Below are 22335 nucleotides of genomic sequence, written 5' to 3'. Positions count from 1 at the left end.
GGACGCCACTTCGTGGACGCGCCGAAGACCGCGGACCTGGACCTGTCGAAGGTCTGGACGCCCGGCGGTCTCGTGGACGCGCCGTGGGCGGGGCCCGGCCGGCCGGCCCCGTACGTGGTGCGGGCCTCGGTGGACTGGAACAACCCGGGTCGCCTCGCGCTGTTCCTCAACGGCTCGGATGTGAGCGTGTCGGAGGCCGAGTTCGTCGAGCTGCTGGCACGCGACCGTCACCTGCTCGTCACGCCACAGAACACCGCCGTCCTCCTGGAGATCTCGCAGCTCGACCGGCACTTCCCCGGCCTGGCGCAACGGCTCGCCCAGCGGATCGGCCATCCGGTCCACTCGACCTCCCTGCCCGTGGACCGGATCACGCCTCCCGCGGCCCAGGGCTCCCAGACGCCTGTGATCGCCCTGATCCCGTCTCCGAGCGGCCCGGCCCCCACGGCCGCGGACTTCCGCGAGACCGAACCCATCACCCCGAACCCGCCGGTCGACACCCCGCGCCCGGTGCCGGCCCCGCTGCCCCGCAGCGCCGGCCGGATCATGCCGTCGCCCTGGGCGCCGATGCCGGCGCTGCCCCCGGCGCTCCGGTCCGCCCTGGCGCGGGCGTCGGCCGCCCGGCCGCCGGCGCCGGGCCCGCGCCTGTCCGCGGGCCGGATCGCGGAGCTGGCCGCCCGGATCGACTCGGACCAGGTGCACACCATGCCCGTCGGCGATCCGCCCGCCGCACCGGCCCCGGCGACGCCGACCGGCAGGTTTGCTCCCGTAGCCCCGCCCGCCGCCTCTTCCCCCGGGCCGTCCGTGCTGCCGCGGTCCACCCCGGTGGCGTTCGACGGGCAGTCCGCCGAGGTGTCCGCCGACCAGGAGGCGGAGATCGAGCGGCTGGCGGCCCGGGTGGCCGAGACCGGCCTGCGGAACAAGCGGGCGAAGCTGGCCGAGACCCCGATCCGCATCACCGGACACGGCAGCGGAGCGGACCAGCGGCTCGCCCGCTCGCGGGCCGACGCGGTGGCCGCGGTGTTCCGGCGCCACCTCGACCGGGCGCTGACCGCGCTCGGCGCGGCCGGAGCGAACCTGTCCGCAGGCGGCTTCACCCTCCACGTGACGACCGACGGCACCACGTCACCGGATCCGGCGCCCGCCTCGGTGACGATCGGCATCACCGCCGACCGGCACTCGGCGACGGCACTGCGCCTGGACGAGCTGCGGCAGGCCGAACCCGGTCTACGGGACGGCCCGTTCCGGCCGGCCGCCCTGGCCAGGCGCGTCCTGGGCCTGGCCGACGCCACCCCGGTCACCGACGCACTTCGCGCGGACCTGTACGCGGTGACCGACGCGGCGATGCGGGACGGCCGGGCGGGCAGCCTGGCGGAGGTGGCGGCGTACCGCGCCGAGAAGGACGCGGAACGCTACGCGGACCACCGCTTCACCACGGGCGGCACCCGGGTCCCGGGCCTGAACTGGACGGGCCTGCCCGACGGCGAGCTGTACGCGGACACCATCGGCCTCCTGGAGGAGCGGCCGGGCGACACCCCCCGGATCCTCGACTCGAAGGTCCCCAGGTGGCTGGGCGGCCCCACGCCGTACCTGCTGGCGGCCACCATGGTCGGCGACCGGGTGACGATCCCGGCGCTGGGCAGCACGACGCGGACCGTGAGCGCCGAGCGGTTCGTGGCGGAGGTCCTGAAGGACCAGGAACTGGCGGGCCTCCCCGCGGACGCGCCCATCGTGCTGGCCATGCCGTTCGCCGGCGACGGCGAACAGTACCTGGCGCGGCTGCTGGCGGAGCGGACGGGCCGCACCGTATGGGCGCACAGCGGCGACGCGCGGCTGATGACCACGCCGGACGGCCGGCTGGCCGTCGCGGTCTTCACCGCTTCCGGGCGCCCGGTGGGCTCCTGGTTCCCCGTCCCGCCCGGCATGCTGCCCGACGCGGACGACACGGACGACGCGGACGACGGGAGCGACGAGGACTGGCACGAGGACGTGCTGTCCTCCCCGCTGGCGAGCGCGGCGACGGGCCTGCAGATCGGCCGCGCCTCCTACTCGCCCGACCATCTGGCTATACGGGAGGAGGACTTCCGCCACCTCGACCAGGTGACGAAGTACGTGCACGCCAACTTCGCCACCGGCACCATCTCCGAGACGTTCCCCCTGGAACCGGCCGCCCGGGGGAAGCTGAAGGCGTTCTTCGCCGCTCACGGCAGGGCGGGCTACACGTCCTTCGCCCTGGACGACGGGGAAAAGCACACGGCGTGGGGCGACGCGGGCGCCAAGTGGCTCAAGAAGCGCAGGAGTTTCACCGGCCTCCTGAAGGACAAGAAGGAGGACTGGCTCGCCCTGGTGATGTGCCAGGCGGGTTCCCCGAAGGACAGCGCTGTCCCGTCCCGTCGCGGCTACGGCAACGCCGGCGCGTTCGTGCCCAACCCGCTCAGGGACGTCGCCCAGGGCCAGCACTACGCGAACGAGATGCGGAACAAGACGAGCGCCACGACCGTCAGCTCAGGCGTCTTTTTCCACAACGGCGAGTACGTCCATGGCCTGGTGACCGACCCGCAGGGGCGCTGGGGGTCGTACGCGGAGTTCTTCCCGGAGCCGGAGACCGACGAGTTGGACCGCCGGGCGCGCGCCATCGGGCTGCACAGCGGCCCCGGGCCGGTGTCCGAGGAGGCGCGGCAGCGGACGCTGGAGCTGGTGCGGGCCCTGAAGCTGACGCTCGGGAACGAGGTCGACGACGACGTCCGGATCGAGCAGGACCCCGGCTACGCGGAACTGCTGCGGGGGGCGGCTGCGCTGGAGCGGATGTGGCGGGAGGATCCGCGTTTCCGGCAGGCGGGCCCGTTCACCCTGGAGTTCTTCCAGCGGGTCGCCGCCGCGAAGCTCTCCCTGGGGCAGGCCGGGCCGAGCCGAGCGGACTACCGCGCGGTGCTCGCCCAGGCCCTCGGCAGCGGCCCCGGCACGTCACTGGGCGACTTCGTGACGCTGCCGCCGGCCGTGGACCGGGCCGTCGCCTGGCTGGGCGGCCCGGACGTGACGCGGGAGATCGCGGACGTCCTCCAGCTCTCCGGCCCGGACGAGGTGGGCGAGGACGAACGCTCGCGGATGTTCTGGGCGCGGGTCAAGGCGCACGAGGCGCTGGGCGCGCTCGACGCCGCCGGCCTGGACGCGTACACCGCGGGGGTGCTGCACCTGGACCCGTCCGAGGTGGACGACGCGCGGCGGGACCAGGCGCGGGACCTGACGGCCGCGGCGTACGGGGTCGGCCGCGACGGGGCCGACCCGGCCCAGGTGGGCGCCTACCACCTGGAGACCGAACAGGCCCTGTCCGCCGCCACGGCCATGCCCCCGGTCACGGCCGGCGGCCCGGCGGCCGGGCGCCATCTGCTGGCCACGCCGCGGGGGGACACCGCCGTGGACCTGTCGAAGGTCCACACCCCCGGCGGCCCGGTGGACGCGCCATGGCACGGGAAGACCGCGGACGGGAGCGACCGGCCGCACCCGTACGTGGTCCGCGCCGAGCTGGACCGCAACGACCCGAGCCACCTCTTCGTGTCGTACGCCGGGGTGACCCGGCGGGTGCCGGCCGCGGAGTTCCTCGAACTGGTGGCGGGCGACCCGGAGCTGCTGACCCTCGACCAGGCCGTCCCCGTCTTCCTGGCCGTCTCCGAACTGGACCGGCTCGCCCCCGGCCTGGCGCAGGACCTGGCCCAGCGCATCGGCCGGGAGACCTACTCCACCGAGTTCCCCGTCGGGAAGCACACGGCCGCCGGGGCGGCGCACCCGGTGTTCTCCCTGCACCCCTCACCCGCCACCGGGGCCACCCCCACCGCCGGGGACATCCGGGTGTCCGCTCCCCGCGCGCTGGACCCGGTGAGCATGCCGGGGCCGGTGCCGCCCCCGCCGCTCGACGCCGACGCCCCCGGCTCCTCGCGCGGCGACCGCCGCGCACCCGCCCCGACCCTGGAACTGGACGCCCCGGTGCCCGGGTTGGACGACCCGCTGCCCGACCTCGGCGGCCGGGTGCCGGGCCTCGACGATCCGCTGCCCGACCTCACCACCGCCCTCACCGAGGTCCGGCCGCCCTCACCGCCCCCGCCCCCGCCGTCGCCGCCCTCGACGCTCGGGCCCACCCCGCCGCCCGGCCAGAACCCCCGGCCGTGGCCGGCCGGGCGGCAGATCGACGAGGAGCTGGAGGTGCGCCGCCGGCCGCGCATCGACAGGGACATGCTGCCGCCGCCGCAGGTGCACCGGCCCAGCAAGTTCACCGACGACAGCCGGATGCCGGGCTATGTCGACGGCTTCCTGGCGTTCCCCGGCGACGAGTCCGACGACACCGCCATGCCCATCGCCTTCGGACAGAGCGACGTCTACCTCCGCGGCTGGGAGCGGATCGTGGAGCACATCGACGCCGAGCTGGAGGCGGAGGGCGCGGAGACGGCCTCGGGCGAGGAGCCGTCGCGGCGCCACCGGGTGCGTGGCGGCGGTATCGACGAGTCCGTCTTCGACCGGGTGCAGCGCGCGATGCGCGAGCGCCCGCAGACCTTCGTCGGGGAGGGCCGCGAGTTCGTGTACCGCGCGGAGTCCGGGCGGCTGCGCAGGATGCACATCAGGGTCCGCAACTACGGGGAGTGGACCAAGTTCACCGACGGCACCTCCCCCGTCAAGGTCGACAACGCGTCCCGCGCGCAGGCCAGCATCGGCGGTTCGAAGACGGTCGGCCAGACCCGCCAGCTCGCCCCGACCGTGCCGCTGGGGCCGCAGTCGACGGTCTTCTCCGCGTTCGGCCGGATTCGCCTCTGGCTGCGCCGCATCCGCGAGGTCAACTACTCCATGCAGGACCAGGTCCTGAACGTGGGGGAGACCCGCGGGTGGGACACCTCGCACTCGTACCTGGACGACGCGTACGTCGAGGTGCGCATCACCGACGCCGAAACGCCGCGCCCGGCCAAGCGGGGAGTCCTGGGCACCCGCTGGCGGGCGAAGCCGGCCACCGCGGCGGCCCCGGACGTGGAGTTCGCGTTCGGTGTGCGCCACGGGCTGGGGGCGCGGCTGCCGGAGGCCGTGACCAAGGACCCCAAGCTCCGCCGGACCCCGAGGACGCTGGAGCTGGGGCCCGAGTCCGACTACCGGCTCGTCATCACCGAGGACTTCGGGCCCGTCGCGCGGATCCGCGACTGGGCGGTGGACCGGATCGGCGCCGAACCGGACTCCTCGGCCTACCGGGAGCTGGACCGGTTCATCTCCTCCCGGAACTTCCACCAGCTCGCCGGGCGAATGGCCCGGGGCTCGGTTACGGGCAAGCCACTGTTCGCCGACGACAAGAAGCGCACCCCGCTGGGCGCTTTCGTCATCGAGCGAGTGGTCCCGGGGCGGGCCGTGCTGGCCTCGGAGACGGACAAGGCGGAGCTGCGGGATTCGGCCTTCCTGACGGTGCAGAACATCCGGAAGCAGACCAAGGCGATCGCCAAGGACTTCTCCCTCGTCCTCGGACCCACCTTCAATCTGCCGACGTTCGGCCTCCAGAACGTCATCTCCGACTGGATGAACCGGGTCAAGCCCCGGATCCAGGTCGGCCCCAGCGCGCACATCGGGCACACCCGGGGCCGCTCGGCGATGACCGGCGGCTCGGGCGCCGTCCGCTCGGTCGGCCGGGCCAAGAACGTCACCACCGACCTGTACCGGGTCGAGAAGACCGTCTGGATCCGCAAGACCGGAGACGCGCACGCGACGCCGTTCACCACCTGGAGCCTGGACCGGATGACGCGCACCGAGGCGCGCCGCCTGGCCGGCATGGAGGACGAGAACACCTTCGGCGCCACCGAGCCGTACGCCCCCGCCTACCTCACCGAGAACCACCCGCCGACCCTCGGCATGGCCCGGCCGGTGCAGTTCCTCTACGCCAACGGCCGCTACAGCCGCAAGTTCGCGGCGGCCACCGAGGGCGAGGACACCTCCTCCGGGACCACGCCCCCGCCCGTCTCCGAAACCGACAGCGGGACCGGGACCGGCACCGTGCCCGCGATCGAGCCCGGCCCGGCCACCGAGGCGGGCCCGGAGGTCACCTTCGCCGAGCGCAACCGGCTCGACTCGTTCACCCGGCAGGTGCTGACCGCCGTCTCCCGCAAGTACCCGACGATGGTCGCCACGCTCGAGGAGCTCGGCGACCCGGGCGACAAGAGGTGGCGCAACCACGCGCACTACCAGATGGTGCTGCACAACACGCTGACCGTCATCAACGCGCTCTCGCACCACAGCATGGCCGGCAACCTGGAGGCGATGAGCCGGACCGGCATCCGGATCGGCCTGGTGAGCCCCGGCCGGTTCACCCGCGGTTACTACCACATCTGGATCGACGCGGAGCTGACCAACCGCACCTATGTGTCCCCCACGGACACCATCCTGCGCCACAGCGCGCCCGGCGCCACGGTCCTGGGCGAGAGCCAGTACGGGGTGCAGGGAGCCGAGTTCGGCTTCGAGGCGCTGGCGTCGATGCGGGACACCGCCGTCGACGAGATCGGGTTCCCCAGCCACGCCATGACCGGGCAGCTCGGCTACCAGGCGGCCGGGCAGACGCGCGACGAGTCCAACTACGGCGCGACCGCCACGTTCGACCAGATGTCGATCAGCACCAAGCCGGGCAACCTGTACTCCTACGACCTGACCCTCACCATGAGCACCGGCGGCTACTGGCGGTTCCGGAGCCTGCTGCGCGGCCTGGTCAGCTTCGGCATTCTCGGCACCTCCCTCTTCGTCCGCGGCCCCAAGGGCCGGGGGGACATCATCGGCGGCGACGCCGAGGTCCCGGCCGTCCGGGGCAAGGTGCTGCTGAGCATCCCGTCCGAGCACTCCCCGAAGACCGACCCGCACGCGCCGGGCGCCGACAACCCGTACCTGGACCCGAACCCGGTCACCCGCGCCCCGATGACCCGCGACGAGGCCAGGAAGCTGCTCGACGCCTCCACCGAGGACGGCCGGCAACCCGGGCCGCTCGAAGGGGTGCCCCACCAGACCCTCTCGGTGGTGGCCGACAAGACCTCCCCGGGAATCGTCGACCGGGTGCTGGCCAAGGCGTCCCACAACAAGTGGCAGCTGACCCGGGTCGGCGCCCCCGCGCACGACGCCGCCGTACGCCCGGAGCAGCCGCAGTTCCTGACGGCCAACGTCGACCAGAACGCGAGCGCGACCGGATCGCGCACCACGGGCCTGTTCGGCAAGGGGCCCTACATCGACTGGCTGGCCACCGTCGTGCACCGGATGCGGGTCACCAACCTGCGCGCGCTGACCCGGCCGCAGCCGATGGAGACCGAGATGACGGTCGGCGGCAGCAACAGGATGTCGGGGGCGCAGAGCAAGTCCTTCACCCAGTCGGCCGGTCTGACCGCCGTCTACGGCCACTCCCACCAGCAGGGTTCGCCCGTCACCGGCAACTACGGCATGGTCTGGAAGCCGTGGTGGCGCACCCGGGGCTCCAGCGGAACCATCACCCGCACGGTCACCTCGGACATCAACCGGGTCGACCAGGGCCACCAGGTGCTCACCACCGGCGACGCCGAGCACGAGGTGGCCGCCGAGATGCGCTCCTCCGGCGTGCTCTCGCCGCTGGGCGCGGTGGTGCGCAGGCTGCGTGACTGGGCCGGGGAGCGGCAGGTCATCAAGGGCGGCTGGCTGGGCCACCTGCCCGAGCGTGCCGCCCACCGGCTCGGCCTCATCCGGGGCGACGACCTCGGCGGTGGCCCGACGTACACCCGCCGGGACTGGCTCCAGCCGCGGTGGTTCCGCAAGGCGCCGTTCGCCACGTACCCGGTCGACTCCGTGGACACCTCCAAGGTGGTGGAGGGGTTCGAGCGGCAACTGGACGACCTGGCCATCGACGACGAGAGCCGGGAGGCCATCCACCGGCTGACCTCGGCCCGGGTCACCCGCGCGCTGCGCCGGGAGATGATGGGCACGGGCTCGGCGGTGACCGCGAGGATCGGCGGTCCCGGCTGGAAGCAGATCCGGATCGGCGGGCGGAACGTACGCATCCGGGCGCAGCTCGAACCCGTGGGGGAGCCGCGTTTCGTCCAGTTGTGGCCGCGCACCGAGCTGGAGGACCACCGGTGGGCGGTGGAGACCTACAGCGACGGCTTCTCCAGCGGCCGGGGCAGCGACGCCGGAACACAGGTCAACGAGGGCGTCCACACCGGCGATACCGATGTGCCGACGGCGGGCCCGTCGATGGCCGAGACCGGCTCCAACCGGCAGAACGTCTCCGCGACCGACACCCGCGTCCGGGGCCGGGTGTGGTCCTCGTACACCAGCGAACCGCACGCCGAGTACGCCACCCGCTACCGGCTGCGCATCACCATGGAGATGGGCCGGAAGCGGGGGGACGAGCCCAGGCACCCGGAGACCCGGCGGATCGAGCACAGCGGTGACGTCGGCATCCAGCGCGAGATCGTCCCGCTCAGCCTGATGCGGCCGGACGCCCGGGGCTCCGCCCCGGCGAAGGGACCGGACCCGCTGGCCCCGCCGGAGATCGGCGACGAGCCGACCGCGGTGAACGTGCTCACCGGGGAGGACTCCCCGCTGGAGAAGATCAACGACGTGACCGGTATCCTCGACTCCTGGCGCGCCATCACCCTGCCCGACGGGACGCAGGGCCCGTTCGTCCCGCCCGGGAACGGCTTCCACGTCCGCAACGTCATCGGTGCCGAGAACATCCTCGCGGCCAGCACCATCGCGCTGGCCAAGGCCTACGACAACCGGCTCGCCACCACCTCGGGCCGGCTCACCGGGGAGGAGCTGGAGCGGGTCCTGCGCACCGCGCGGATCACCCCGCTGACCGCCGAGGGGACCGGCTCCGCGCAGGTGCTGGAGGACTCCCTCGGCTCCGGGGCGCTGTCCGCGTTCTTCGAACACGCCTCAGGCCACAGGGGTTACGCGACCGCCGGCCTGGTCGAGAACGCCCTCGCCGACCGCTCCGAGGGAACGCTGCGGGTGTTCTCCCGGCCCGACTTCGCCGGTGCGCGGTTGATGGCGGTGGCCGACGGCGCCCGGATGGAGTCCGCCACCCGGATCACCCAGAGCGACAACGTGGCCGCCTCCCAGGGCGGCGACCACAACACCGTCCTCGGCGCCGCGCCCGCCCTGAAGTCGGACACCACCGGCTCGGCGAACCCGGGCGCCTCCGGCACCGGCGCCGACACCTCCGACAGCGACGGCCGGGTGATCGCGGGCGATCAGGCCCGCCAGGTGACCATCAAGCCCAACACGGGCCGGGTGTTCGCGTTCGCCATCCCCACCGCCTGGCTGAGCGTGGCCGACGTCCGCCGGCAGTTCAAGGAACTCCCGGCCAGCCGCTGGATCCGCGAGCACCTGCTGGGCTCGCTCGGCGGCGTCAGGCCGGGCCGGCAGACCGTCGAGTCGCAGACCCACGTGCTGGCCTGGGTGCGCGAGGACGTCGCCCGCCAGCTCGGGCTGATCACCGACGACAACTTCCCCGAGACCGTCGCCAAGGCATGGGACAAGGTCAAGGACGCGGCCAAGACATGGGCCGACGAGGACGCCAAGTACTGGGAGCTGCGCCGCGACCTCCCCGATCTGCGGGAGGCCGTCGAGGCCGCCCGGGTGGCCCGCTCGGTGGCCCGCCGGCAGCGCCGGGAGGACCAGGCCGCGGCGAGGGCGGAGTTCGCGGCGGCGCGGCAGGACCTCGTGGCAGCGGCGGCCGCCGCCGACGCCGCGCTCATCCAGGACCCCGGGGACTTCCCGGCCCCGGTGGGCGACGAGCTGCGGTCGGCGACGGAACTGGCCGAGGGGGCGCGGCAGACCCTCCAGGACGCCCTGCTGACCGACCTGACGGACGACACCACGCCCGCGCGGCGCGCCGCCGCCGAGGCCCGGCTGGACAGCGCCCGGCAGGCGCTGTCCGAGGCGGAGGACCTGGTCGGCTCCATCCGGCGCAGGGAGCGGGACCGGATGGCGGCGGAGGCGCAGCGGTCCTTCGAGCGCCGGACGGCCGCGGCCGACGAGCGCGTGGCAGGCGCGCGGGACGCGGCCCACGCGGCGGCCCAGGCGTTCCGGGCGGCCGAGCGCGCCGTGGAGACGCGTATCGCGGCGGTGCGGAGCCAGGAGCGCAAGGCCGAGAACGCGGCGGACGCCCTGCACCACCTGCGCGCCCAGACCGACCGGCTCACCCGCTGGCACCGGCTGCCCGAGGACCCGCCCAGCGGCGAGGAGGGCGCCGTCCCGACCCGCGCCGGGCTGCCCGAGCCCAAGGTGACGGACTGGGAGCCGGGGAAGACCGAGCGGACCGAGAACCCGGCCAGGCACTCCGACAAGCCGAAGCTGGTGCGGGCGCCGAAGCTGGACTCCATCACGGAGGAGCCGTCGGCGGAGCCGAAGCCGAAGCCGGCGCCGAAGCCGCCGTCGGGGCTGGACCTCATCGCCGAGGAGACGCCCGAGGACCTGACCGAGGAACTGTCCGAGGACCTGCCCGAGGGCAAGGCCCCGGCGCCGGACACCTCCGACCCGGGGAGCACCCGGGACGACACCGGCACCGACAGGTCCGACGGGTCCGACACGGGGACGGACCGGCGGCATGACACCCCGGACACGATGTTCCGGGAGGAGCCCGAGACCTCCGGCACGCCGCCGCGGTACACCGAGGTGACCGCGCTCCGCGACGGCACGCCCGCGCTGAAGTCCCCGGAGGGGACCACCCACCGGCTGCTGGACGTCCCCCAGGACAACTCCTTCTACCGCGCCTTCCAGCGCGCGCTGCCCGCTGCCCGCACCGGTGCCGACGGCGCCCCGCTCGACGCCGCCGGGCTGCGGAACGTACTCGCGGACGCGGTGGAGGGGCTGCCGGACGACTCGCCGCTGCTGGCGTACTTCTCCCCGGACGAGACGGACACCTTCACCTCCGCCGAACTGGACGCCGCGGCCCTGGACCTGGGCACCGACACCCCGCAGCGCCGGGAGTTCGACGTCCTCGGAGTGATCCCGCACTCGGCCGGCGACCGCCCCGGCCCCGAGCGGCGCTACCAGCCGCTGAGCCCCGCCCAGCGCCGCGGCCTCGCCGCCGGTCAGCTGCGGCGCGCCGCGAACGCCGCGAACGACACCGGCTGGGACCACAGCGCCGCCGACCTGCTCCCCGCGCTCGCCGCCCGGACGTACGGGGTGGGCGTGCGCGTCGTCCGCGAGGACGGCACCTACCAGGACTTCTCGCCCCACCCCGACCGCCCGCTGCCTCCCGGGGCCGAGCGCGTCGTGCTGTACGTGGCCGACCGGCACTTCCGCGCCGTGGAAGCGGCCGCCGTGGCCGAGGGCCCGCCCCCGCCGCCGAAGCCCCAGCCCCCGGTGGACGACTCCCTGCTGACCGCCCACGCCACCCGCCCGTGGACGTGGGAGGGCCTGGAAGACGAGACCTACGCGGAGCAGCCCAAGTTCGACGCGGCCACCGACGTCCATACCCTGACCGACCCCGACGGCTACACCTACGACCTGGTCACGCCCCTGGCCGGGGACGGGAACCTGTTCTACTCCGCGATCGCCGTCGCCCTGGGGGCGGCCCCCACGGGCGGCCGCGGGTTCGAGGTGATCGACGACCTGACCGAGCTGATGGACACGGTGCCGCTGCCGCGGACGGCCCGCCTCGACCCCCGGGCCACGTTCACCGAGGACGAGCTGTACGAGGCCGGGTTCCGCCCGATGGACCCCGTGCGGCGCCGGGAGTTCCGGCGCGGCGGCGGCCGGCTGCCCGAGTCGTGGCCGACGCCGCCCGACTGGGTGCGGGACGGCCTGATCCGCGCCCACCTGCGGAGCTCCCGCCGCTGGAGCCGGGGGACGGCCCTGCTCGCCGCCGAGTTGGTGGCGAAGCACATGAACCTGCACGTGACCTACGTGCACGAGAACGGCACGATCGACACCTTCGGCACGGCGTCCGCCGACGTGGACAACGCCATCGTCCTGTACGAGCGCGGCGGCGACTTCCTCGCGGCGTTGCCCCGCGGCGCCCGTAACCCGCGCGGCCCCTGGAACTTCAGCACCACCAAGCCGGCCCCGCCCCCGCCCCCGCCCGCCCGGCTGGCCCCGCCGCCGCCCTCCCGGCCCGCGCCGCCCCCGCCGGTGGTCGACCTGCCCCCGGTCGGACCGCCCGGCGGCAAGGGCGTGCCGAAGCCCCCGCCGACCCGCCCGGGACGGCGGCGGCCCGTCAACGACATCCTGCATTTCGGCCTGGGCACGCCCCCACCCGGCACCGGGAGGCCCGACACCGAAGGCCGGTCGCTGGTCCGTCCCGGCGACCTGCGGGAGGCCCTGGACCGGCTGGACACGCTGCGGGCGGACGTCCCCGAACTCGGCGACGGCCCGCTGGACATGGACGCGCTCGCCCGCCACGTACTGCTGCTGGACCCCGACACGCCCGTGACCGAGGCGCACCGGGGCGAGTTGCTGCGCATCACGCTGGCCCCCGAGATGGCCGACGCGCGCAGCCTCGCGGTGCTGGCCGGGTTCGGCCTGGCGGAGCGCGGGGCGACCGTCGTCCGGGACTTCGGATACGACGTGGACGCCCTCGCCGCCCGCGTCCTGCACCTGGACGCCCCCGACCCGGCCCGGCGCCGGGAGCTGGTGCGGCTGCTGGAACGGGCCACCGACGTCGGGATCGACGCGAGCCGGAGCGCGCGACTGGCCACGTTCCACCTGGCGACCGGGGGCCTGTTCACGCCGGAGCGGGTCATCCGCCGCTTCGACGGCGCGGCGATGGGCCGCGACGGCGACCAGCCCCTCCCCGCCCTGGACCTGGACCTGAGCCAGGTCACCCTGGTCGGGGCCGGGCCCGACGGCAGGCTCACCTTCGACACCACCGAAACGGCGCCCTGGGACCGGCCGGAGGGCCCGGCCCCCTGGGTGGTCCGGCTCAACGGCCCGCTGGGCGAGGGGCTGCTGTCCGGGCGGGTCCCCGTGGAGGACATCGCCCACCTGCTCCACATCGACCCCGAACGCCGCGCGGGCGGCGAGATCGTCCTGCTGCTCCCGCGCACCGACCCCGCCACGGCGGGGCCCGCCGTCGAAAAGCTGCTGGACGCGGTCACGCGGAGCACGGGCGTGAAGGTGCACACCGCCTACGGCATGGCGGACTTCTACACCGACGAGGACGGCCGGACCACCATCGCCCTGGGCCCCGACCGGCACAGGCGGCAGCGCACCGCCGCCGACTTCGTCTCCGCCGGCCCGAGCGCCGGCGTCACGACCACCACCGGCGTCACCCCCCGCCCGGCGACCGGCCGCAAGCGGCCCCGTCCGCGGGCCGGGGCCAAGCGGCACGCCCGTCCGCTCGGAGCGGCGCCGCCCTCCGCCAAGCGGCCGCGCAGGGTGCCGCCGGCCACGATGCCCGAGGCCCCGCCGCAGTTGCTGAAGGGGCCGGCACCGGAGGAGACCCCGCCGGACGGGACGCTGCTGAGGGAGACCCCGCCGGACGGGACGACGCCCAAGGGCCCGACGCTGCCCGAGGGGACACCGCCGGAGGGGACACGGCCCAAGGCGCCGCCACCGCCGCCCATCATGACGTCGCCGGTGGGCGGCACCCCGGGCTGGGCCCGGGGGCGGCCGCTGCCGGTGCCCGGGGACGGCTTCTGCCTGCTGCACGCGTTCCTGGCGAGCGGCCCGCTGCTCGTCCGCGACGCCCTGCCCGGCCTGGCCGCGGACGGCCGGTCCACCGCCGACCGGGACGCGTACGCCTGGCTGTCGGACCCCGCCCGGGTCCGGGCCGACCTGTCGCGCGCCGCCGCGCCCGGCCCCTCGGACCGCCATGTCCTCGACACCATGCGACGGTTCGTCGCGGACCGCCTGACCGCGAGCCGGGGACGGCTGCCGGTCGAGATCGTCCACCAGTACCGCAACTCGGTGCCCGGCGGACTGGCCGCGGCCGTGGACCGGATGGACGAGGTCGCGCTGGTGACCCGGCTGACCGAGCTGGGCGTCCCCGTACCGGACCAGAGCCGGTTCCCGAGCAGGGGGCAACTGCGCGGGGAGATGGGCGACCTGGTCCTCCGGCACACCCCGCTGGACGACAAGGAGCTGTCCGGCCTGCGCGCGGCGGTCCTGGACTGGGACAACAGCTGGAACTCCGACATCGGCGACATATTCCCCCACCTGCTGGCCCACGCCTTCGACGTACGGATCGACATCGCCTCGTCCCACAGCCGGGCCGACGGGCGGCCGGGCCTGCGCGGCATGCGGCGCGGCATCGGTCCCGCGAGCGCCGCATGGGAGATCGAGCTCTTCCACAGCAGAGTGGTCGACGCGAGCGGGCGCCCCATGGGAGGGGACCACTACGAGGGCAGCACCGCGGCCCCCCGGTTCGCCTCCACCACGGCCCCCGCCGGCCGCACCACCGCCGGACCGCCCACCGGCCCCGGCACCTCCACCGGCGATCCGGCCACCGGACCCGGCCCCACCTACAGCGGGCGCCCCGCGGCCGGCGGGACCGCACCCGGCGGCCCCGCACCCCGACAGGCGCACAGGCCCGGACCGGGCAGGGTGGACCGGTACCGGCCCGGGACCCACCGGACCGGGCCGTGGGCGGGCTCCCGGGGACGGGCCCGAGGCCGGTGGCAGCGGCCCGACCGCGCCGTCGGCAGCCCCTCCTCGCCGGGCCGCACGGTCTGGCTCACGCCCGGTGAACCGGCCGCCCGGACCCGGCTCAACCAGCTCCGGTCGGCCGACCCCGAGCTGCGCCACGGCCCGCTGGACATGGACCGGCTCGCCCGCCGCGTACTGCTGCTCACCCCCGACGAGCGGGTGACCGGCGACCGGCGCGCCGAGCTGATCCGGCTGGCGTCCTCGCCCGAGGCCCGGAACGTGACGAGCCTGGCGGGCCTGAGCGCGCTGTACCTCGTGGACCGGGGCGTGTTCGACGACCGCTTCCGCGTCACCGACACCCGGGGCCGTCCGCGGGGGATCAACTGGACCGGGAGCCCTATCCCCGCCGGCCTGGATCCGAGCACCACCGCGGTGATGGTCCGCCGGGACGGGGGGAGCACCGTCGGCGACGTCCGGCCGGCGCTGTGGGCCTCCGGGCCGGGCCGTCCCGACCCCTATTTCCTCGCCACCTCGGGCGAGGACCGGATTCTGGTACGGGGCCGCGCGGGATTCGCGCGCCATGTGCCGTTCGAGGTGTTCAACGAGCTGATGGCGCTCGACCCGGTCCTGGCCGCCCTCCCGTGGGACGTCACGGTGGCCCTGATGATCCCCGGCCTCGGCCGGATCGTCGCCCGGCCCCGGGCGTTCGCCACCCGGCACAACCGCAACGTGGTGTCCACCAGCGGCTTCCTGACCGTCATGGACCTTCCGGGCCGGGCGGATCACCGGGTGCTGGGCCTGCTGGACGAGGAGGGGCGGCCCCGGGGCGACTTCTTCATGTCCCATCCCGGGCCGGTGGCCCCGGGCCCGGGGACGGACGACTGGGTGCGGGACGCGGACACCTTCCCCCTCCCCGACGCCGACGGCTGGGTGACGGGCTTCGTCTCGGTCGACCTCGGAGCCGACGACGACGGGGGCCGGACTCGGCTGCTGGGCGCCGCGCGGGTGCCGACGGCGACCTCGTTGGTGAGCTACAACGCCCAGCTCCATGCGTATGGCGCGAAGCGGGACGTGCCCTGGCCGCTCGGCACGACCGTCTACGAGGCCCTGCACGGCCTCCCGGGCGTCGTTTCCTGGATCACGCGGGACGGGCGCCGTGACATGAGCGGCCGTGACCACGCCCGTGCCGTGGTCCGCTGGTTCTCCCTGGCCCAGGTGTCGCCGCGCCGCTCGCAGGCGCTGCTGATCTGCTTCTCCGCCGCGCGGCCGGGCGTCGGCGGCGTCGTCGGACACGGAATGTACGACGGCCCGCTGCCGTTCGTCCCCGACCCGCTCGCGGTGGTGGCCGTCGGACAGGACGTGGCCAACGAGACCGGGGCGACGGCGTACGGCTCCCTGTACCGCGTTGCCACGCCGACGCTGGCGGACGGCACCCTGGCCGTAGCCCTGTTCACCAACGCCCGCGGGGAGGGCGACCGTCTGGTGAAGTTCCCGCCGGAGCCGGAGGACACCGCGCTCGACGAGCGGGCCCGGACGGCCGGGCTGCACCACGGCCCCGGCCCCGCGTCCGAGGCGACGCGCGACCGGGCGCTGCGGCTGGTGCGCGCGCTGCGCGAGGCATTCGACGACCCGGACGTGGACCTCCGGCCGGACTATCCGGACCTGCTCAGGGGTCTCGGCGCGCTGGACCGCATGCGCGAGCGCGATCCGGACCTCGACCGCGACGGCATCCGCGAGTTCACCCTGGACCTGCTGCACCGGGTGGTGCGCCGGTTCCCGCCGGGCCGGCCCGGCACGCGGCCCGGTGGCGCCGAGCACATCCAGGAGGTGCTGGCCTGGGCCGACGCCGCGTGGCAGGCCAGGCCCGGGCGCCCGCTCGGCGGCTTCGCCGCGCTGCCGCACGTGACCACCGCGCTGAACCGGCTGCCCGCGGCGGGCACCCCGGCCGCCGAGGCCATGGCCCGGGAGGTACTGGGCCTCGGGGCCGGGCAGCCGGTGGGCGAGGCGGAGCTGTCCTGGCTGCTGTGGACCGAGGTCAGGCTGCTGGAGCTGCTGGACAACATCGTCGACGGCGGGGAGTTCGCCGCCGGCGTGCTGCACCTCGACCGCCCCGACCCGGCGCGGTTCGACGAGGCGGTCGCGCTGGCGCGCAAGGCGCTGGCCGTGGGCCGTTTCTCGTTGCCCGAGCTGGCCGCCTACCACCTGGAGAGCGGGGGCGCCCTGTCCGACCGTACGCTCGGGAGGAGCACCGCGGGCGCGATCAACGGCCGCGACCTGAGCCACGGCTCGGCCGGGCTGGACGGCGACTTCGACGCCAGTGTCATCATCCTCATGGACTACGCGCCCGACGGCTCGCTCGTCGAGGTCGGCACGGCCCCGGCCCCCTGGTACGCACCGGGCAGCCCGGCCCCGTTCCAGTACGTCTTCGACGGCGGCTTCCTGGGCGCGCCGGTGCCGCGGCAGGAGTTCGGCGAACTGGTCTTCCGCGACGCCATGCTGCACGGCGCGCCCAGGAAGGCCGACATCCTCATGGTGGCGGACGGCGCCCGGCCCCCGGCCGGGGCACCCCTCGCCGGGACGCTCGCCGGGGAGGGCGCGCGGAACTCGGGCCGCGGAGTCTGGGCCACCTCTGGCCGGACCGGGATTTACCGCCGGCCGGGATCCCGGACATACACCGTGTACATGGCGCCGGACGCGTCGGGGCGCCGGCCCCAGCCGTCCGACTGGGACCTCATCAGGCCGGGCGATCTCACGCCGCCGACCTCGGGGCCCGCCTGGGCGCTGCCGCCCGCGGGCGGCCCCGTGGCCACCTACGGGATCGGCCGCGCGGCGCCGCACGCCGTGGAGCCCGCCGACACTCCGGCCGCGCCGCCCGGGGACGCCGACGGCGCCACCGCCACGCCGCCCCCGGACGACGGCCGCCAGGACGCCGACACCCTCGCGCTCGCCTGGGACGAGCACACCCGGGCGCTGGAAGCCCTCGCCGAGGCAGCGGACGCCGCCACGGAGGCCGCCACGGCCGCTGGTACGGACACCACCACGGACACCGCCGGGCGGCTGGAGGACGCCCTGGCGCGGCTCGAGGACGCCGTGGCCCGGCTGTACGGCCTCGGCGTCCCGCCGGCCGAGCTGGCCGCCGCCACCACGCCCCGGGACACCGCCGCGGTCCCGACTCCGGCCCTGGGCGAGGACCTGCGGGGGTGGCTCGCCGGCCAGGTGACGGCCGAGGACCTGAGCCAGGGCGCGCCGCGCCTGGACCCGGACGAGTCCGTGACCCTCGCCGAACTGCGGGCCGCAGGCACTGAGCTGACGCCCGCTCTGGAGATCCAAGCCACACTGGGCGGCGACCGCCTCCAGGCAAGGCGCCTGACCCCGCAGGACCAGGCGCGGCTGCTGCTGCACCGGCCCGGCCCGGGGCCGGACGGGCTCGACACGGTCGCGGCCGAGGTGTCGCGGCGACTGTGGCGATCGGCGTACGCGGAGTTCGCGAAGGCCGCCGCGGCGCGCGAGGGCGCGGCCCCGGCGGAGAGCGCGGCCCCGCACGACGACGCGCGACTGCAGGACGGCACCGGGGCGCAGGACGGGCCCGAGGCGCAAGACGGCGCGGCGCTGGATGCCGCTCGGGCCTGGGAGCTCGCCGCCTTCCTGGTGCTGCCCCTTCCGCCGTACGCGGCGCAGGCCGACGTCCGCTACGCCAGGGACGCGTTCCGCGAGGCGGTACGGAACGTCGCCGAGCACCTGCTCGCCCACGGGCCGAACGCCCGGTCGGCCGGGGAACTGGCCGACACGCTGCGGCGGGAGCTGGGTCTGCGGCCCCGGTGGACCGAGGCCGCCGCGCCCGCCCCGCCTCCCCGGCCGGTGGTGTCGGCGGCCTCGGCGTCGTTGGACGGGGAGGCGTGGGACGCCGACCTGCTGGACTTCGAGACATCGGCGGAGTCGGACTCCGACGACGACATGCCGGACGCCTTGGACGACTCGGCGTCCGAGTCCTCCGACTCGGAGGACAGCCTGTTCTCGGACGACGCCCGCTCGTCCGGAACCGAGGACAGCGACTCCGATTCCGATTCCGACTCCGACTCCGATGCGGATTCCGACCGCTCCGCGTCGGCCTCGAATCCCGTTTCCCGTACCGCGCTGCCGCCGACGGCCGGGGTGGGGTTCGTGCGGGGATCGACCGCGCTGCCCGACGCGGACAGGGCGAACGTGCGCAAGCTGGCCCGTCGCCTCGCCCTGGCCGGGTTGCGGAACCACCGGGCCGGGGCACCCCTGCCGGAAGTCCTCATCGTCGGCTTCGGCAACGACGTACGGTCCAACGCCGAGCTGCCGGCCCGGCAGGAGATGGCCCGGGAGCGCGGTGCGCGGCGCGCCCAGGCCGTGTACGCGCACCTGACGCAGGAGCTGGCCGTCGCGCTGGCCACCCTCCAGCGGGACCTGCCGGCGGATCAGTCGCGCCTGGGCCCGCACGACTTCGAGCTGCGGAAGTACGGCCTCCCCGAAGTCCCCCCCAACAAGAGGGTCGCCCAGTTCCCCCGGCCCACGCTGATCCGGATCACCACCGAACCCCGCGCGGACGCGGCGGAGACCCTGGACCGGCTGCGCCGCCGGGAAAAGGGCATGCGCCACGGACCGATGGACGTGTCCGCACTCGCCAGGCACATCCTCCACCTGCCCCCGGGCACGGTCGTCGACCAGGGCGTCCGGGACGAGCTGTTCGACCTGGTGCTGGAGGCGGACAAGGCGGGCCGGGCGACCGGCCTGGCGGCGCTGGGCGCGTTCCACGCCCAGCGGCGCGGCGTACTGGACGACCGCCACCGGTTCACCGACGCTGACAGACCGGGGGAACCCGCGGGCGTGAACTGGACGGGCTCGGGCGCCGCGGAGCTGGACACCTCCGCCGTCGATCTGGTCGAGAAGGACAAACAGGGCACGGCCACCGCCGAGTGGGTGGACGACCAGCCGTGGGACTGGGACGAACCCGCCTATGTCGTGGCCGCGGCGGGGGACCCGCGCAAGATCGTGGTGCCGTGGCCGGACCGCACCACTCGGGACCTGGGGATCGACGAGTTCGCCGAGCTGATGGCGCACGACCCGGGGCTGTCGAAGCTGCCGAAGGACGTGCCGATCGTGCTGGCCGTCCCGTATGCGGGTCGCGGCCTGCTGTTCCTGGCGCGCCGGCTCGCGTTCCGCACCGGCCGCCTGGTGTACGCGCACAGCGGCGATGTGGGGCTCGTTGTCGAGCAGGGGAAGCCGGCGAAGCTCCAGGTGGTCCATCACAAGGGGAATCCCGAGGGCGACTGGGTGCCCAATCCTCCCGACCTGGACCCCGGTTCCCCCGACGACGTGCCCGCCTGGCACCATGACGTGCAGACCTGGCCCATGGTCAGCAACCGGACCAGGAAGCAGTTCGGACGCGTCATGTTCACCCCCGCCGAACTGGCCGGCTTCCGTGAGGCATTCTTCCGCCGCATCGACGAGGTGACGTCGTTCGTCCACTTCAACCCCGCCACGGGCGACTACTCCACAAGCTTCACGCCGGCGGACCCGGACGAGGCCGCCCCGGCGGTCTACCAGGGCGGCCACGGATATGCGGGGGGCATCGCGGTCCCGATGTGGGACGGCAGCACGCGGATGCTGAACAGTCCCGAGACGCAGCGATGGGCCCGCGCGCGGCGGAACAGCCTGTCCGTCATCCCCGCGGATTACTGGGCCGACCTGGAGATCTGCTGGGCGGGTTCGCCCAGGAACACCCGGATACCCCTCGGCGACAACGCCGGTACGGGTTTCCCCGGGCCGTTCGTCGCCGACCCGCTGGAGAACGTGCCCGTCGGTCAGCTCTACGCCAACGGGCTGCGGCGCAAGGTGCGCTGCACCGTCCGGATAGCGGGGCTCACGAAGCTCGGGCCGCGGAACCGCCGCGTCTACTTGCGCACGATGCTCACCGATCCCCAGGGGCGGCGGTCCGAGCGTGCGAAGTTCTTCCCCGAGCCGCGGGCCGCCGAGCTGAAGCGCCGGGCGCGGGCGATCGGTTTCGGCGGCCCGGACGGAAGGGTGTCCGGACCGCAGCGGCACCGGACGCTGCGGCTGGTGCGAGCGCTGAAGCTGGCGCTGGGCAACGAGGTGGACGACGCCGTGCGCGTCAAGAAGGATCCCGAGTACGCCAGGCTGCTGCGCGGGGCCGCCGCGCTGGACCGGATGTGGCACGCCGACGGGCGGTTCGACGCCTCGGGCCCGTTCACGATGGAGCTGTTCCACCGGATCGTCGCGGCGAAGCTCCCCGCCGGTCAGACGGAGCCGCGCCGGGCGGACTACCGCGCGGTGCTCCTGGAAGCGGCGAACGCGGCCGACGGCACGCGCCTGAGCGACTTCGTGACGCTGTCGCCGGCCGTGGACGCGGCCAGTTCCTGGAAGGGCGCCCTGTCGGCAGCGGCCTGGGACGGCGTCGTCGGGCCGATGCTGGGGGTCGGCGCCGCCGACGTGGAGGACGGCCATCGCTCCCGGGCGTTCTGGGCCCAGGTCAAGGCCCATGAACTGCTCTATCGCCCCGGTCTCGACGTCGACGGGCTCGCCCGGAAGGCCCTCCACCTGGAGGCGACCGACCCGGTGGACGCCGCGCGCCGGGAGGAGCTGTGGCGGCTGGTCGCCAAGGCGTACGCGCGTGGCCGCGACGCCGCCGATTTCCATGTGCTGGCCGCGTTCCACCTGGAGGCGGCCGAGCCCTTCTCCCGGGCCTGCCGGCTGAAGGACCCGCTGCTGGACGGGCAGAACGCCGGGAACGACTGGTCCACCGGGACGAGGATCGCCCGACTGGACACCTCCAGGATCCAGACGCCCGACGGCCTCGAGGACGCCCCGTGGACCGGCCAGGACGACGCCGGCGACGAGCGGGCCGTGCCCTTCGTGGTGCGGGCGTCCTACGACCCGTCGGACCCGGACGCCCTGCGCCTGCGCTTCCGCGGCAACAAACCGGTCTTCCGGGTGCCGTTCGAGGAATTCGTGGAGCTGATGGCCTACCATCCCAAACTCGTGGACCGGCGCCTCAACGGCGTCCTGGTGCTGGACATCCCCGGCCTCTACGACACCCGCCTCGCGGACATGCTGACCGAGCGGCTGGGCCGCCCCACCACGGTCACGAGCGGCACCACGGGGATCGCCCACCCCGGCGGGGCGCAGTACCCGGTCCTGTCCCTGTCCCCCTCGCCGCTGGATGCGAAGCCGACGGCGGCGAGCTGGGTCGTCAGGGAACCGGTCGAACCCGCCACCCCCACGAACGCCCCGCTCCCGGTGCCACCCGTGCTCAGCGGCGCGCTCGTGGGCCCCGGCAGCACCCCGGCCCGCCCGTCCCCGGAGGTCTACGACGCCCCGGCCGACCTCGCGGAACAGGGCATCGACGACTGGCGGGCGCTGCGCCCCGAGGAGTTCGGCGACCGGCTCGCCGAAGGGTTCGCCGAGCAGGACGCGCGGGCCCAGGTATGGCTGGACGCGGGCGAGGTCACGGCCGACACCCGGCGTACGCTGAACGCCGTACGCCAGGCGCTGCGGAACGGCGCCACTCCCGACGAGGCCCTGAACACCCAGGGGGGCACGCTCCCCGCCGACCTCCGGCTCGCTCTGGACGCGGCGGCCCGCGCCACCGACCGGGCGCGGCGCCCCGTCGAACTCGTCCTGCGCACCATCGGCGGCCCGGTCCACCTGCTCCTCACCCCCGGCCCGCCGCACGGCTCGGCCTCCGAGACGCCGGTGCCGTCGGCCGAGGTGACCGAGGGGGTGCCGTAG

Annotated in this window: 1 protein-coding gene (running past one end of the window); it reads left to right on the top strand. The window is 74.9% G+C overall.

Going from position 1 to position 22335, the window contains the following annotated elements; all coding sequences use genetic code 11:
- Positions 1–22335, top strand: partial view of a lonely Cys domain-containing protein gene (locus PV419_RS05885; RefSeq protein WP_319686587.1) — the 3' portion only. It extends 16968 nt beyond the left edge of the window; the window shows 22335 of its 39303 coding nt (coding positions 16969–39303); its start codon lies off the left edge, out of view; the stop codon is at positions 22333–22335.

Source organism: Streptomyces sp. ME19-01-6, from assembly GCF_033793745.1.
Classification (GTDB): Bacteria; Actinomycetota; Actinomycetes; order Streptomycetales; family Streptomycetaceae; genus Streptomyces.
This window is presented reverse-complemented; position numbering and strand designations above follow the sequence as displayed.